Source organism: Fischerella thermalis PCC 7521 (genome assembly GCF_000317225.1).
GTDB lineage: Bacteria > Cyanobacteriota > Cyanobacteriia > Cyanobacteriales > Nostocaceae > Fischerella > Fischerella thermalis.
On the sequence record NZ_AJLL01000033.1, the window covers coordinates 70,712 to 85,796 of the forward strand.

The following is a 15,085-nucleotide window of genomic DNA, read 5'->3' on the forward strand; positions in this document are numbered from 1 at the left end:
AACATCCTTTTCAGGAAGTGTGTTGAGTACTAGATGTATCTTCAGACAAGAGTTATGCTAAAGTTACTGGTACATTCGTACTGGTAAGTGATGATCGCGCAAATAATTTTTAATTTCCTCCACAGTTAATTCCCCGTAATGTAGTAGTGAAGCTAGTAAGGCGGCTTCGGCTCTACCTTCTGTTAGTGCTTCATAGATATGTTGACAATTACCTGCACCACCAGAAGCAATGACTGGAATTTGTACAGTTTCGGCGATCGCTTTTGTCAATTCGAGGTCATAGCCAGCCTTGGTACCATCGGCATCCATACTAGTCACTAATAGTTCTCCTGCACCTCGTTTTTCTACTTCTTGCGCCCACTTGAGAGCATCTATGCCTGTATTTTCCCGTCCACCTCGCACATACACATCCCAACCAGGGTTGCGAGGATCTTTTCTGCGTCTGGCATCAATAGCAACAACTATGCATTGATTACCAAAGCGATCGCTAGCCCGATTAATAAAATCTGGGTCGCGTACCGCCGCAGAATTAATACTAACCTTGTCCGCTCCAGCTCGTAACAGATTTTTAACATTTTCTAAGGATTGAATGCCACCACCAACAGTCAAGGGAATAAAAACTTGTTCAGCAGTGCGGTAAACGACGTCAATAATGGTATTGCGGTCTTCATGAGTAGCCGTAATATCCAGAAACACTACTTCATCTGCTCCAGCTTCGTTGTAAACCTTTGCTAGTTCTACAGGATCGCCTGCATCTTGCAGGTTAACAAAGTTAACTCCTTTTACAACTCGTCCCGCATTCACATCCAAGCACGGTAAGATTCTCTTAGCTAGCATGACAATCTTTGTCCTCCTAAGTAGTTCCCCGGAATTTAAATTTTAAATTGGCAAGCGTATTTATCCAAAGAAAATTTTCCTCCGTATTTATACGCGTTGGTGCCGCTACCACTTGCCCTCAATCAGTGTAGAAGTAAAAGTTAATAGCTAAAATATGGCGATTATCTCCTCAAAAAAACAGCCTCACGAATCAGGCGATAAGCAACCAAAACAGCGCCGGGAGTCGGCAAAAACATCTCCAGAAGAGAATATTTTGCAACCCAAAGCTGCAATTGATGAACAAGGTAAACAGGAAGAAAGTATTCGACCACAACGGTTTGCCGATTATATTGGTCAAAAAGATTTAAAAGATGTATTGGAAATAGCTATTAAAGCAGCTCAGTCCAGAGGAGAAGTGCTAGATCATTTGCTATTGTATGGACCTCCTGGTTTGGGTAAGACCACAATGGCAATGATTTTAGCAGCTGAGATGGGAGTGAACTATAAAATTACTAGCGCCCCAGCTCTCGAACGTCCTAGAGATATTGTTGGGCTATTGGTAAATCTCAAGCCAGGGGATGTTCTATTTATCGATGAAATTCATCGATTATCGCGGATGAGTGAGGAAATTTTATACCCGGCGATGGAGGATTATAGATTAGATATCACTATTGGTAAGGGTTCCAGCGCTCGAACTCGTAGTATACCCTTAGCAAAATTTACCTTAGTGGGGGCAACAACCCGTGTGGGAGCTCTAACTTCTCCACTGCGCGATCGCTTTGGCTTAGTGCAAAAATTGAGGTTTTATGAGGTAGAAGAACTAAGCTTGATCGTGCAGCGCAGTGCTGAGTTACTCAATACTGTTATCACTGAAGATGGTGCGAAAGAAATTGCTAGGCGATCGCGAGGCACACCACGGATAGCTAATAGACTACTCAAGCGAGTCCGTGATTATGCGGAAGTAAAATCCTTTGATCAAGTTTGCGAAAACGTTGCAGCCGAAGCATTAAAATTATTCCAAGTCGATCCTTGTGGTTTAGATTGGACGGATCGCCGGATGTTGACTGTAATTATTGAACAATTCAACGGTGGGCCAGTAGGATTAGAAACAATCGCAGCTGCAACAGGTGAAGATACCCAAACCATAGAAGAAGTTTATGAACCTTATTTGATGCAAATTGGCTATTTAAGCCGGACGCCCCGTGGTAGAGTAGCGACAACAGCAGCTTATAAGCATATGGGCTTTAAGCCACCGAATGAACAGTTATCGTTGTTATGAGGAACTGAGAACGAGGGACACAGAAAACATGGGAACACAGGAAATATTTTTAATAGATTTTCCCCTATCTCCCTTGTCTCCCTCTTCTCCCTTGTCTCCCCTTCTCCTCCTGTCTCCTCCCGATTCCCGACCCGAATAATGAGATTATTTGTAATTCTGTTGAGTCTGCTACTGCTGTTTGGCTCGAGTCAAGCAGCGATCGCCCAACCCCAAACACCAAACTTCACGCCGGAAGAAATACAAAAATGGGACAACTTGGCAAAATCAGCTTTTGCAGCAACAAGTAAAGGAGATTTTGCCAAGGCTGAACAGTACTGGACAGAAATTATTGAAAGGTTCCCAGATAATGCGGCGATTTGGAGTAATCGGGGAAACTCCAGGGTAAGTCAGAACAAATTGCCACAGGCACTAGCAGATTTTAACAAAGCTATAGAACTTGCCCCTGATGTTACAGATCCTTATCTAAACCGTGGTACAGCGCTGGAAGGTTTGGGAAGATGGGAAGAAGCGATCGCAGACTATAATCATGTCTTAGAAGTCAATCCCAACGATGCGATGGCTTACAACAATCGTGGTACTGCCAAAGCAGGTTTGGGTGAATGGCAACAAGCCATAGCAGATTACCAAAAAGCAATGGCGATCGCTCCAAATTTAGTGATTGCCCGTGGTAACTATGCTTTGGTTTTGTATGAAACTGGTAAAATAGACCAAGCCATCCGAGAGATGAAAAATATAGTCCGCAAATACCCCAATTTTGCCGATACACGTGCTGCACTTACAGCCGCCCTTTGGGTAAACGGACAAAAAGGTGAAGCTGAAAGTAACTGGGTAGCAGCCTACGGACTGGATCCTCGCTACAAGGATATTAACTGGGTAAAAAATATCCGTCGCTGGCCTCCGAGTATGGTAGCTGCTTTGGATAAGTTTCTGAAACTCCAGTAATTTGTTGTTAGTTTTTAGTTGTTTGGTGCTTGGGAACAGCAACCACCAACAACCAACAATCAACAATCAACAATCAACTATTCGGACGCTGAATAATTGTTTCCATAACCCGGCGTTTATTTTTGGGGTCAACTCCTACCAAGCGCACATACTCGCCACTGTATTCTGCCAAGCAAGATTCGAGAGTAGAGATAGCATCAGACTCGCCATTAATTTGACCAACAGCGCAACTTTGCCAAGAACCTGTGCGGAAACGACGTTCATCTACGTGTTCAATGCCAATTTTGTAACCCTGTGCTAGGAGTTCGCGTATCTGTGCTTGAGTTTCTAGGGTGAGATGAGTGTTTGACGACTGTGATTTGTGATAGCCGTTACCACCATTGTTAACAGGTTGATTAGCTTGTGTTGGTGTAGCAGTAGGTTGGGATAGATTACGGGAATATAGACCACGATTGTACTCGGTGACTAGCTGAGAAGTCAGAACACGCTGTTGTTCTGTGACCATAACATTGCCCATCTCAATCAAATGAGATAGGTTGAAATTTGGTTTTCTAAATTGTGGTGGTCCTTCTAAGCTGTTGACAACCCGCCTAGAAACGCGTTCAACTCCAACTTCATAAATGAAGTCGCGGATTTGTTCGTCATAAATACGCGATCGCAAAGCACTAAAAAAGTCGATAGACTGATTCAAAAAAGTATCAACTAGTTGTTCTATTTCCCGTTGCGAAAGTCCATCTTCACTAAAAATTCCACCAACAATTCCTATTTTGTCATCTCGGTCTGGTTCCCAATAAAATTTCTCCATTCGACCATCGCGAATTAATGGCGCATACAGAGTAGAGAAATCATTTCCTGTGACAATAATTGGTACGCGATGTAATGGTGTAGGGTCATAGCTACCAGGCAACTGTACATCAGTAGGATTATCAGCAATATTCATCAGTGTGGCATTCACCAACTGGGTGTTTACTGTGTACTGTGTACCCTCATCAAAACGTCCTGCACCCGCATCTAAGTCATTAATCATGAGTACGCACATTTTACCGCGCACTTTAATTAATTCTGCGGTTTCCCGATAGCGCAGACGAATTAGACGTGCTGGATCTCCTGCATCTGGACTTTCTAATTCTCCTCCCGAAATGTGAGTTACTTCCACACCCATTTTTTCAAAAACTAACTCACATTGAAAGGATTTACCTTCACCTTTGCGTCCATGAATACCTAAAATCAAAGGTACTCTTAAACCAGGGAGATCAAGAAAATTTTTGGTGATGTGAACAGCAACTTTGTCCAGAAAGCGAGGAGAGATGTAGTAACTCATAAACCTTGGGGATAGATCGAATATCTTAAAATCATGTTAAATTTTTTAGTGACAAATAGTCACTCTTCTTTAGAGATAGATAAGTTGATTTTTTTCACTGTTACTTGTTAAAAGTCTTCATTTGTGAAAACTGATAGTATTTTTTTATCGCCTTTTCCAAAGCTTTCCTAGCATTTTCTTTGAACTCATCCAACAACCACCTCAACTTGCCAATGTTTATCAATTCTCATCAGTTGAAGTTAAACAACTGTCATTTAGAATAGATGGCGTTTTTCTTCCCAATTCTACTGAACTACCTATATATTTTAGTGAAGTTCAGTTTCAACCTGATAAAAAATTCTATTCTCGCTTCTTTACAGAAGTCTTGAATTATCTTGATAAAACTGAATTAACAAATAATTGGCGCGGTGTAGTTATATTCCCCAATAGCAATGTAGATACAGGAGAAACACAACGCTACATTGAATTACTCAATTCTCAACGGGTAAATCGTGTTTATCTAGATCAACTAACAGAGCCATCTCTTGGAATAGAAACTGTTAAATTAATTGTAGAACCAGAAGACACTGCAACAACAAAAGCTAGGAAGCTAATAACTTCTGCTCAACAACAGATAGCAAATGAAGTTACTCAACGAGAACTCATACAATTAATAGAAACGATCATAGTCTATAAATTTCCGCGCCTGAGTCGGGAGGAGATAGAGCAAATGTTGGGACTGGGTGAATTAAAGCAAACACGGGTATATCAGGAAGCTTTTCAGGAAGGTAAGTTAGAGGGTAAGTTAGAGGGTAAGTTAGAGGGTAAGTTAGAAACAATACCTCAGTTGCTAACACTGGGATTAACTGTAGAGCAAATTGCTAAAGCTTTGGGTATAGAAGTTGAACTAGTTCGGCAGGTTGCTAGTGAAAAAGTCTCTAGTGACGATACAAATACCTGAAAGCTTTATTAAGAGTTATTTGTTGATGGTTGATTGTTGTAGTTCAAACAACTAACAACTTCCCAGTAAATAAGAGAGGTAGAGTGATCTACCTCTCCAGTTGAGGGAATAATATTAATTACTCACAGCTCACCAGTTTTAGAATCTGCCGGGTTTGTGAACGATAAAGCTGAGAATTTGGCACTGTTTGATGTTGTCAAAGCCAACAACACGGATGAAGCAGTTGCCATACTGAGAACGACAAGCTTGTACTTCGCTTAATACTTCTTGAGTGCTTCTAGCGCTGAACAAAGGCAGTTTCCACATTGTCCAGTAGTACTCTGTAGGCTCTGAATTTTCGTTGAACTCGATCGCCGGAATGTAGCCTTGATTGAGAATGTACTGGATCTGCTTGGAAATTTGAGCATCAGTGAGAGGAGGAAGGTAGGAAAGGGTTTCGTAACGACGCTCTTTTGGTAGGGTTTGCATAGCTAAATCAAAATGGTAGCGGTTGACATTAGTTATTCAGTTATCAGTGATGATTTGTTCACTGCTAACTGCTCACTTTTCATTGTTTGGATCTGAGGTTGCTTGCTGTTCTGACTCAGAACTGGGGTTTGATTGATTTAACTGCGTCATCCGCTCAAGATGCTGACGGCGGTGTTCCGTATTAGCCTGTTGAATACCAGCACGAACCATTTCTGGTAGAAATTCGGTAACTTCCTCCGCTATGTGTTCTCTGACTGTCATAATCCGCAGTGCCAAATCCGGCTTTTCCCGGAAAAGTTCTTCTATGTAAGCTTCTCCATCCTGGATTTTGTCTTGTGCGGAAAACCGATGCAGCCAAAGTGCCAAGGGAGGATTGGTTTCACTGAGTTGAGCCAACACCGCCCTCACTGCCTGATATGTCAGGTAGCTTTGCAGCGTCTTGGCTGTGTCCTTCGCAATTTGTTTAATATTCATGCTTGACCCCAGCCCCTGTGAATTTTAGATTGTGAGTTTTGGATTTTAGATTAATCCAAAATCCAAAATCGCAAATCTAAAATCGTCAGACTGTATCAACTGCCTCGAACTCGAACTTGATTTCCTTCCACAGTTCACAAGCAGCAGCCAACTCAGGAGACCACTTAGCAGCTTCACGGATAACGTCGTTACCTTCGCGAGCCAAGTTGCGACCTTCGTTACGAGCTTGAATACAAGCTTCCAAAGCCACACGGTTAGCGGTTGCACCAGGAGCGTTACCCCAGGGGTGACCAAGAGTACCACCACCGAATTGCAGTACGGAGTCATCACCAAAGATTTCTACCAATGCTGGCATGTGCCATACGTGAATACCACCAGAAGCAACTGCCATTACACCAGGCATAGAAGCCCAATCTTGGGTGAAGTATATACCACGAGACTTGTCTTGCTCAACATAGTTTTCGCGCAGCAGGTCAACGAAGCCCATGGTAATACCGCGCTCACCCTCCAGCTTACCGACCACCGTACCAGTGTGAATATGATCACCGCCAGACATCCGCAAGCACTTAGCCAAAACGCGGAAGTGGATACCGTGGTTCTTTTGACGGTCAATAACAGCGTGCATCGCCCGGTGAATGTGGAGCAATAGACCGTTGTCACGACACCACTTAGCCAATGTAGTGTTGGCGGTAAAACCTGCGGTCAAGTAGTCGTGCATGATGATGGGCATCTTGAGTTCTTTAGCGAACTCAGCCCGCTTGAGCATTTCTTCGCAGGTGGGAGCGGTAACGTTTAGGTAGTGGCCTTTGATTTCGCCTGTTTCTGCTTGGGCTTTGTGAATTGCATCAGCTACAAACAGGAAGCGATCGCGCCAGCGTTGGAAAGGCTGAGAGTTAATATTTTCGTCGTCTTTGGTGAAGTCCAAACCACCGCGCAAGCACTCGTATACAGCGCGTCCGTAGTTCTTCGCAGACAAACCGAGTTTGGGCTTAATGGTGCAACCCAACAAAGGACGACCGTATTTGTTTAATTTGTCACGCTCAACTTGGATACCGTGGGGAGGCCCTTGGAAAGTCTTGAGGTAAGCAACTGGAATCCGCAGGTCTTCCAGACGCAGTGCCCGTAGAGCTTTGAAACCAAATACGTTACCTACAATTGAGGTCAACATATTGGTTACAGAACCTTCTTCAAACAGATCCAGGGGATAGGCAACGTAACAAATATACTGATTGTCTTCGCCTGGAACTGGTTCGATATCGTAGCAACGACCTTTGTAGCGGTCTAGGTCGGTCAGTAAGTCCGTCCACACGGTTGTCCAAGTACCAGTGGAAGACTCAGCCGCCACAGCAGCGCCAGCTTCTTCGGGTGGAACCCCTGGCTGGGGTGTAACACGGAATGCTGCTAAGATATCCGTGTCTTTTGGTGTGTAATCAGGGGTGTAATAAGTTAGTCTGTAATCTTTTACCCCAGCTTGATACCCTGCTTTAGTCTGAGTCTTCGTTTGAGCGTAAGACATAAATTTCCTTCCAAGAAGTCACTCTTTCTACTTACAAACCACGCCGCGTGCAACTTCCTCTAACCTTGTCTGTTTTCCTCAAGGACGAAATGAAGATGCGGAACATCTTCTTTTATGAGGTTGTCTTTGACTAGAGTTAGTGGTTTTTTGACTTAGAAGACTTGGTAGAAACCCTCTTAAGTCTGGACTGGAGCCTTCACCCCTAAGGACTGTGGGGAAATTTTCTCACCAGTGTACTTGCGTTGTAGGCACGCACTATTGTACGCTGTCACGTTTCCCTTTTCCCAGGAATAAACTTTTGTTTACTTATCTGTTGCTCGCACTCCCCTAAGTTTGTTCTTTATTTAAGGGAGTGGTGAGCCAGACACTTTAATTGCACACCACGTAATTTGTAACTTGTTTCACAATATATCAAGAATGTAATAAGTTATTCTTTGGAAGTTTTTAACTTTTACATTTAAATTTCTTATTAAAGAATAATTTCAACTTTATATTACAGATACTTTACAGAAAGACATAAGCAGTTATATGAAGCAGACTAAAGCTCTCAGTAGTGATTTTTCAAACTACTAGCGATCGCTGATAACTGATAAATGTTCATACCATTAGGGAACACTGAACTTATCCTTAAGCCTTTCGGTGTGAAGTGATGCAAGAAACTCTCTTCAAAGCAAATGCGATCGCCTTGTTGTTTGGCAAATGTGGTGGTTTATTCATCAGTTCTATCTGGCTGGGGTTAGTAGCCCTAACAATTTTCGATACTGTGGTGCTAGCAAATCCAGCAGAAAATAACAATACTCCTACGCCCAAAATCCTGAATGTTGATCCATCTGAATTAACTCCCTCTTACCCAGCGATCGCCCCACCAGGACGAGTAGATCCTTTACCTGATGAGCGAAATTTCATTGACAGAGTCCAAGAAACTGATTATCGAGTCAGTGCATTGCAAGCAGATTATGTTGGCAATCTCTGGGTAGCTTCTTGGCGGGGATTATCGCGCATAGACCCCAATACTGGTAAAATACTAGCCCGCGTTAGTTTACCAAATCTTGCTATTTCTGCTTTAACCCAAGATAAAGTCGGACGCTTGTGGGTAGGAACTTATGAAGGATTAAAGCGAGTTGATCCTCGTAGTAACGAAATTACAGCTCAAAATTTATTTTTGCCTTCCAAGAGAGTCTTATCTTTGTTAGTTGACAAGCGGGGTTATTTGTGGGCAGGAACAGATAACGGCTTATCGCTAATCAGTCCCGATCAAGGGTTGATAATGACCACGTTAAAAAAATTACCTGGTGTTAGTGCTAACGCTCTAACTTTAGATGTGGAAGGTCAACTCTGGGTAGGAACACTGGATGGAGTAGTCCGAGTTAATACCGCTAGTGCTTTGATTATGAAGCGAATTGACAATTTACCTGGTACGACCGTACAAGCTTTAGCTACTAGCTCAGATGGATTAATTTGGGCGGGGATGCCAAATAATTTGCTAGTAATTAACCCAAAAACTAGTGCTGTACTCAGATCAGTTACTCCTCTGAGAGGACGTGACGTCAAATCAATACGTTTTGCTAAAGATGGTAGTGTATGGGTCGGTACAAACAATGGTTTGTTACGATTGAATCCAAATACTGGTGCTGTGCTAGATGAAGTTCCTGGTCTTCCTTCTAGTCGTGTACTTGCCCTTGCCCCTGATGTTGGTAATAAATTGTGGATTGGTACTAGCGAAGGTCTAGCTTGGTTGATGCCAAAAATGACAAGTGCAAAACCCCATCTTGCTTTTACTCGCGCCGTGAAGTGAAGTTTTGTTGGTAGTTGATCGTTGATAGTTGTTTGTTTCACAACTACCAACCATCAACCAACAACCAACAATCAACAACAATCAACAACCAAAATGGCAATTACAACTCGACAATTAATTCAGTACAAACAACAAGGACGTCCAATTGTGGCGTTGACTGCTTGGGATTATACGATCGCCCAACTTTTAGATGTAGCTGGTGTAGATTTAATCTTGGTGGGCGATTCTATGTCAGTCATATTAGGGTATAATACAACATTACCACTCACCTTAGAAGAAACACTACACCATGCCAAAGCTGTACGGCGTGGGGTAAGACATGCTTTGATGGTCGTAGATTTACCATTTTTGACGTATCAAGAAAGCATTCAGCAAGCTATGCACTCTGCTGGACTGGTCCTAAAAGAAGCAGGAGGGCAAGCTGTCAAACTAGAGGGTGGATACCCAGCAATGGTAGAAACTATTGCTCGTCTGGTGCAAGCGGGAATTCCGGTGATGGGTCATGTGGGTTTAACACCGCAATCAGTCCATCAAATTGGTTTGCGTCAACAAGGGAAGACAGAAACAGACAGACAGAGGATTCTACAAGAAGCGATCGCACTTGAACAAGCAGGTGTGTTCTCTATAGTCTTAGAGCATATCCCTAGTGACTTAGCATTAGAAATTACAGACAAACTCAGTATTCCTACGATTGGAATTGGCGCAGGACCGCATTGTGACGGGCAAGTACTCGTCACTTCTGATGTACTCGGTCTTTCGGAAAAACAGCCGCCATTTGCCAAGGCGTATGCAAATTTACGTGAGACGATAACAAAAGCTGTGCAGGATTATAGCTTTGAAGTCAGACAGCAGAAGTTTCCACAAAAATAAAAAATCTCATACCGCTACGCAGAAGTTATAAAATCAAAAGACAAAAAGCTTTTTCCACTGTGCTGTACTACGCGAGTTCGATAAATATTATTCAGAGTAATTAACTAACTAGCCCGCAGGTAAACTGCGGGCTAATAGTCCAACTCTACTGAACTGAAAGTAGACTGAACTCTTCCTTTTCCGGTAAATCTGAATCGTCTGGTGAACCAATCGAAAATTTAATATCAAAAATCTACGTATTTGGGATTAATGCAAAACTTCAGTTCAGACTCTAGCAGAAGTAACTTTTTCCGCCGCTTTTGATTCTTCAAGATATTCAAATAGTTATCAGCGTAGCGAAAAGCAGATGCACAATCGTAAGAAGCAATGGCTATAGCCTGTAAGACAACCTTAGTGGGAGTTTCAAATCCTGAAAATTTTTGGATTAAATTCAATAAATCCGCATCGGTTGCAGGTAAAGAAGTCTCTTTTTCTCGTTCTGGCTCATCAAAGCTATCTTCAACTAATGGTTTGGACATTTAGCACCTCTCCAAAAGCGTAAGACGCAAATCCTGTGATGAAGTTTAGCTGCTGCTCACGAGATTGCAAGTTTTCTGGGAGTTCGGTAGTGGAAAATCCTATTTCCTTTAAGATTTCCAAACAATAAGCACTGAGTTCTTGGTATGAAGCTCGTTCCCACTCTTGAGCTACTTCTTTTGCCATCTCCAGATTGACTCGGATTACCGTCGTTGCAGGGTTTGTCATATATTTACCCTAATAAACTGGATAATTGCAGTTTCGATCAGAACCGCAAATTTGCGTAACAGTGTTTTTGCTGAATTTATCTGAAGAGGAAATTAGAGAATCAGCAGATTTACGGAAAAGCTTGGAGAGCGATCGCTTACTATTAAGCTAGCTTGAAAAGGAGTGTAAGAATTTAAACTTACGGCTTTTTCTTATGAGCAGGCTCCTCACTACAGTCATAGATATAGCGTTTTGCATCTAGAAGGAGTACACCGTAGCTGCAAGCGAGGAGGGGTGGAATTCTTGTGTATCTCACGCTTATTGAAATCTGCTGATAAGTAGCAAATGAGTATCAAAACTCGTAAAGAAGCTTGAATAGCTAAGCAATACTGGAGAAGCCTGGACTAGACTAGAAACGTTGAGTAACAATCAGAGGAAATGTATGGTGAGCGATCGCGACTACACCTTAATCATTGATAAAAGCGGTAGCATGTCAACTCCCGACCAAGCCGGTGGTAGAAGTAGATGGGAGATTGCTCAAGAATCGACCCTCGCTTTAGCAAGAAAATGTGAGCAATTTGACCCAGACGGAATTACTGTCTACGTATTTTCTGGGAGATTTAAACGCTATAATGATGTTACCTCTGCCAAAGTAGCACAGATATTTTTGGAAAATGACCCAGCTGGCACAACAAATTTAGCAGGTGTACTTCAAGACGCCATTAATAATTACTTTCAACGCAAAGCAGCAGGTAAAACCAAAGCGAATGGTGAAACAATTTTAGTCATCACCGACGGTGAACCAGATGATCGCAAAGCCGTATTTGAAGTCATTATTAGTGCAACTCGCCAGATGGAACGGGATGAAGAATTAGGAATTTCTATCATTCAAGTGGGTTCTGATCCACAAGCAACCAAATTTTTGAAAGCTTTAGATGATCAAATGCAAAGTGTCGGTGCAAAGTTTGATATCTGCGACACAATTACCCTTGATGACATGGAAGACATGAGCCTTGCAGATGTTTTGATGAATGCGGTAACTGATTAATGATTTGTTGTTTGTTGATTGTTGGTTGTTGGTTGTAATCATTCACCACTAACTACTAACTACTAATTAATAACTGGAGAATAAAAAAATGCTGGAAAATCGTGACTACACTTTGATTATTGATAAAAGCGGCAGTATGGCTACACCAGATCAAAAAGGTGGTAGAAGCAGATGGTTAGCTGCACAAGAATCTACTTTTGCTTTAGCAAGCAAATGCGAACAACTTGATCCTGATGGTATTACTGTTTATTTGTTTTCAGGTAGATTCAAACGCTACGAAAATGTGACATCAAGTAAAGTATCACAAATATTCCAAGAAAATGATCCAGCAGGAACCACTGATTTAGCAGCAGTGTTAAAACACGCTACTGATAATTATTTTGAACGAAAAACAGCTGGTAAAACTAAACCAAATGGCGAAACAATCTTAGTTGTAACTGATGGTGAGCCAGATGACCGTAAAGCTGTCATGAAGGTCATTATTGAAGCTTCTCGGCGTATGGACAGAGATGAAGAATTAGCTATTTCTTTTATTCAAGTGGGTAAAGACCCCCATGCAAGCCGTTTTCTCAAAGTATTAGATGACGAATTACAAACTGCTGGTGCAAAGTTTGATATTTGTGACACGATCACAATGGATGATATGGAAGATATGAGTTTATCTGAAGTTCTTTTAAATGCGATTAATGATTAACTACTAATCATCAATATCCAAAATAAACGTCTAAATGCCAATTCCTGCACCTACAACATAGATTGTAGTAAATATTCAATTTTTATTAAAAAAAATAAAGCTGGACAAATGACATCACTATCTAGCGCATAATCTAATCTGTGTCTATAGGTGTTTCCCTTCCTCTGTACCACGCAACAGAGGAAAGAGTGGGGAAAAATGTAATTAATTGTGCATATGCGATCGCGTTTCAAGCATAGTTTATTTTACACAACACCTAACTAAATATTTAGTATTTTAACTGCCATATAAAAATCATATTGTAAATGCAGTAAACCAGGGGTTAAATAACATGGACTCTATTGATAAACTATTGGCTGAACTGCAAGCCGAATATCAGCAAAAAAACAATGAACAGCCCAAGCAACAGCCACGCATAGCAACACCAAATATTCATCCACAATCCTCAAAATCAGCATCTTTAATAGATGAATTATTAGAAGAAGTAAAGAGCGATTTTGAAGAACTAGATCAAGCAGAAAAATTAAGGATACAGCAAGAATTAGAACAAAAGCGAATTAGACAAGAACAAATAAAAGCTCAGCGCACAGAGGCTTTAAAACAACACGCTCAAGATTGGCTAGCTAAGCTAGATTCTTTATCACCAGAGGGGTTATGGTTTGAAAGGTTTGCTGAAAGATATTCATCAAAATTAGAAGCAGCTATAGATTATCTACAAGCTAATGAGGAAAGTTAGTGGTAGAAACAACTATCAACCAGCAACCAACAACCAACAACAATTATCTAGTAACTTTACCGTAATGTTGAACCGCCCAATCATGCATAGCATAGAGAATTGGTTTGAGACTCTCCCCTAAAGGTGTCAGTGAATATTCCACCTTGGGCGGAATTTGGGCGTAAACCTGACGATGAATAATCCCATCTTCTTCCATTTCTCTAAGTTGCTGCGTCAGCATTTTTTGTGTGATTCCAGGTAAAGCTCGTTGTAATTCACCGAAGCGCTTTACCCCCAACATTAACTCTCTAATAATCAGTACTTTCCAACGTCCACCAATTACCTTCAGCGTAGTTTCCACTTCACACGTCAATCTGTTGGAATTTTCGGCTTCAGCTTTCATAATTTGTTGGGAGCTAGGGAAGATGAGTTTTTATGTTTTTTATTTTACCCATGACTTCCAGTCGTTGGATTACCGAACCTCCTAAGGGTGAAGAATGAACCACCCTACTCTACTTGAAAGCCGCTCTCTGGGCGTCTACGCCAGTCCTCCTTGAGGTAGGAGGACAACAGCAGACTTAGCTAAGAACCAAGGATAATCATAAGTAATCATTATCTATACTATGTCTGCTTATTAAAGAATTGGGCATTAAACAGTATCATATAGTACAAAAAATTAGCGATCGCCCACAGGATAGGATCGCTGATTGCTATCTCGAAACATCGCCAAATTCTGAAGCAAGACGTTGCAATGCAACATCTCTACATAACTCTAACTATTAATTTCCAACAGTCCGGGTGGTGGTGTAATTTCAATCCTGCGAGCTTCTAAATCTACCGTTGGTGTGATCGCTTTCACAAAGGGTATCAAAACAGCTGTTTGTTGTTGGTGTAACTTGACTTCTAGCAAATCATTACCAGCAGCAATTACATCAACCACTGTACCAACAAGTTCGCCAGATTCCTGCATAAACACTGACAAACCAATTAAATCCAATACATGATATTCATCCTCTCCCAACTGTGGGCGATCGCTGGCACAAACCAATAATTTAGAACCACGCAATTCCTCTGCTTGATTGCGATCATCTACACCAGCCAATTTAACTACATATAAATTTTTACCTTCAATTATACGCCCCGTCAGTAATTCTACTTCTTGCGGTTCTGTTTCTCCCGCACGTAACAACCAACGCTTTCCCGGAACCTCAAATCTCTCCGGAAAATCCGAATCAGGATAAACTCGCATTTCCCCACGCAAACCCTGAGGCGCAACAATCGTACCAATTTCTATCCAATTTTCCAATTGGGGAGTGACAAAAGCAGACATGGAAGGATAAGAAGATGAAGAGTCGGATTTTTTTCTATCCCCTTTTCTCCTTTTCCCCTTTTCTTTCATACTCTTCTTCGCGTTCTTTGCGTCTTTGTGGTTCATTCAAATTAAACACCAACAGGCGATCGCTTGTACACTTACCCTTATACAG

Annotated in this window: 17 protein-coding genes and 1 pseudogene; 9 read left to right on the plus strand and 9 right to left on the minus strand. The window is 41.7% G+C overall.

What is annotated here, in order from left to right; translation table 11 throughout:
* Nucleotides 1-63: 63 nt before the first annotated feature.
* Complete coding sequence (gene hisF, locus UYK_RS0107230) at nt 64-837, minus strand: imidazole glycerol phosphate synthase subunit HisF (protein ID WP_009458277.1); 774 nt, start codon at nt 835-837, stop codon at nt 64-66.
* A gap of 154 nt (nt 838-991) precedes the next feature.
* Between hisF and ruvB the strand changes: the two genes are divergently transcribed.
* A complete protein-coding gene (ruvB, locus tag UYK_RS0107235) occupies nt 992-2,095 on the plus strand; it encodes a Holliday junction branch migration DNA helicase RuvB (RefSeq protein WP_009458278.1) in 1,104 nt (367 codons plus the stop codon).
* A gap of 138 nt (nt 2,096-2,233) precedes the next feature.
* Nucleotides 2,234-3,037 (plus strand): tetratricopeptide repeat protein, encoded by an 804-nt coding sequence (locus tag UYK_RS0107240; protein WP_016871177.1) that lies wholly within the window; start codon nt 2,234-2,236, stop codon nt 3,035-3,037.
* A 73-nt stretch (nt 3,038-3,110) separates the two neighbouring features.
* Here the strand turns inward: UYK_RS0107240 and UYK_RS0107245 are convergent, their stop codons facing one another.
* On the minus strand, nt 3,111-4,358 hold the full coding sequence (locus tag UYK_RS0107245; protein WP_009458280.1) for a RuBisCO small subunit-like domain-containing protein: 1,248 nt from the start codon (nt 4,356-4,358) through the stop codon (nt 3,111-3,113).
* 123 nt (nt 4,359-4,481) lie between these two features.
* Here UYK_RS0107245 and UYK_RS0107250 point away from each other — a divergent pair.
* Nucleotides 4,482-5,298: pseudogene (locus UYK_RS0107250) on the plus strand (Rpn family recombination-promoting nuclease/putative transposase).
* A 138-nt stretch (nt 5,299-5,436) separates the two neighbouring features.
* Here the strand turns inward: UYK_RS0107250 and UYK_RS0107255 are convergent.
* The 3 genes from UYK_RS0107255 to UYK_RS0107265 all read right to left on the minus strand — a co-directional run bounded on the left by UYK_RS0107255 (nt 5,437) and on the right by UYK_RS0107265 (nt 7,756).
* The gene (locus UYK_RS0107255) at nt 5,437-5,766 is read right to left on the minus strand and encodes a ribulose bisphosphate carboxylase small subunit (RefSeq protein ID WP_009458284.1); all 330 of its coding nucleotides are present in this window, start codon (nt 5,764-5,766) and stop codon (nt 5,437-5,439) included.
* 72 nt (nt 5,767-5,838) lie between these two features.
* Nucleotides 5,839-6,240 carry a RuBisCO chaperone RbcX gene (gene rcbX / locus UYK_RS0107260; protein WP_009458286.1) on the minus strand — a complete coding sequence of 134 codons (402 nt, stop codon included), beginning with the start codon at nt 6,238-6,240 and terminating at the stop codon, nt 5,839-5,841.
* Between the two features lie 85 nt (nt 6,241-6,325).
* Nucleotides 6,326-7,756 (minus strand): form I ribulose bisphosphate carboxylase large subunit, encoded by a 1,431-nt coding sequence (locus UYK_RS0107265; RefSeq protein ID WP_009458288.1) that lies wholly within the window; start codon nt 7,754-7,756, stop codon nt 6,326-6,328.
* A 649-nt stretch (nt 7,757-8,405) separates the two neighbouring features.
* On the opposite strand from UYK_RS0107265, the gene UYK_RS0107270 reads away from it, so the two are divergent.
* A complete protein-coding gene (locus UYK_RS0107270) occupies nt 8,406-9,551 on the plus strand; it encodes a ligand-binding sensor domain-containing protein (RefSeq protein ID WP_009458290.1) in 1,146 nt (381 codons plus the stop codon).
* 93 nt (nt 9,552-9,644) lie between these two features.
* Nucleotides 9,645-10,421 (plus strand): 3-methyl-2-oxobutanoate hydroxymethyltransferase, encoded by a 777-nt coding sequence (gene panB / locus UYK_RS0107275; RefSeq protein WP_026086389.1) that lies wholly within the window; start codon nt 9,645-9,647, stop codon nt 10,419-10,421.
* Between the two features lie 224 nt (nt 10,422-10,645).
* On the opposite strand, the gene UYK_RS0107280 is transcribed toward panB, so the two are convergent.
* Together UYK_RS0107280 and UYK_RS0107285 are read right to left on the minus strand one after the other, a co-directional pair.
* Complete coding sequence (locus UYK_RS0107280; protein WP_009458294.1) at nt 10,646-10,939, minus strand: hypothetical protein; 294 nt, start codon at nt 10,937-10,939, stop codon at nt 10,646-10,648.
* Nucleotides 10,920-11,165: a hypothetical protein gene (locus tag UYK_RS0107285; protein ID WP_009458295.1), complete on the minus strand. Its 246-nt coding sequence runs from the start codon at nt 11,163-11,165 to the stop codon at nt 10,920-10,922. Before UYK_RS0107285 ends, UYK_RS0107280 begins: the two co-directional genes overlap by 20 nt.
* 25 nt (nt 11,166-11,190) lie before the next feature.
* Between UYK_RS0107285 and UYK_RS27530 the strand changes: the two genes are divergently transcribed.
* The 4 genes from UYK_RS27530 (at nt 11,191) to UYK_RS0107300 (ending at nt 13,622) form a co-directional block, all read left to right on the plus strand.
* The gene (locus UYK_RS27530) at nt 11,191-11,316 is read left to right on the plus strand and encodes a hypothetical protein (protein ID WP_258002487.1); all 126 of its coding nucleotides are present in this window, start codon (nt 11,191-11,193) and stop codon (nt 11,314-11,316) included.
* A gap of 270 nt (nt 11,317-11,586) precedes the next feature.
* Nucleotides 11,587-12,192, plus strand: a complete 606-nt coding sequence (locus UYK_RS0107290; RefSeq protein ID WP_009458296.1) for a vWA domain-containing protein — start codon at nt 11,587-11,589, stop codon at nt 12,190-12,192.
* An 88-nt stretch (nt 12,193-12,280) separates the two neighbouring features.
* Nucleotides 12,281-12,886 carry a vWA domain-containing protein gene (locus UYK_RS0107295; protein ID WP_016871179.1) on the plus strand — a complete coding sequence of 202 codons (606 nt, stop codon included), beginning with the start codon at nt 12,281-12,283 and terminating at the stop codon, nt 12,884-12,886.
* A 331-nt stretch (nt 12,887-13,217) separates the two neighbouring features.
* A complete protein-coding gene (locus UYK_RS0107300) occupies nt 13,218-13,622 on the plus strand; it encodes a salt stress protein, Slr1339 family (RefSeq protein ID WP_009458298.1) in 405 nt (134 codons plus the stop codon).
* Nucleotides 13,623-13,665: 43 nt separating this feature from the next.
* Here the strand turns inward: UYK_RS0107300 and UYK_RS0107305 are convergent, their stop codons facing one another.
* Nucleotides 13,666-14,004 carry a winged helix-turn-helix transcriptional regulator gene (locus UYK_RS0107305; RefSeq protein ID WP_009458299.1) on the minus strand — a complete coding sequence of 113 codons (339 nt, stop codon included), beginning with the start codon at nt 14,002-14,004 and terminating at the stop codon, nt 13,666-13,668.
* 369 nt (nt 14,005-14,373) lie between these two features.
* Entirely contained in the window at nt 14,374-14,931 is a 558-nt protein-coding gene (gene rimM / locus UYK_RS0107310) for a ribosome maturation factor RimM (RefSeq protein WP_009458300.1), read from the minus strand.
* Between the last annotated feature and the right edge of the window lie 154 nt (nt 14,932-15,085).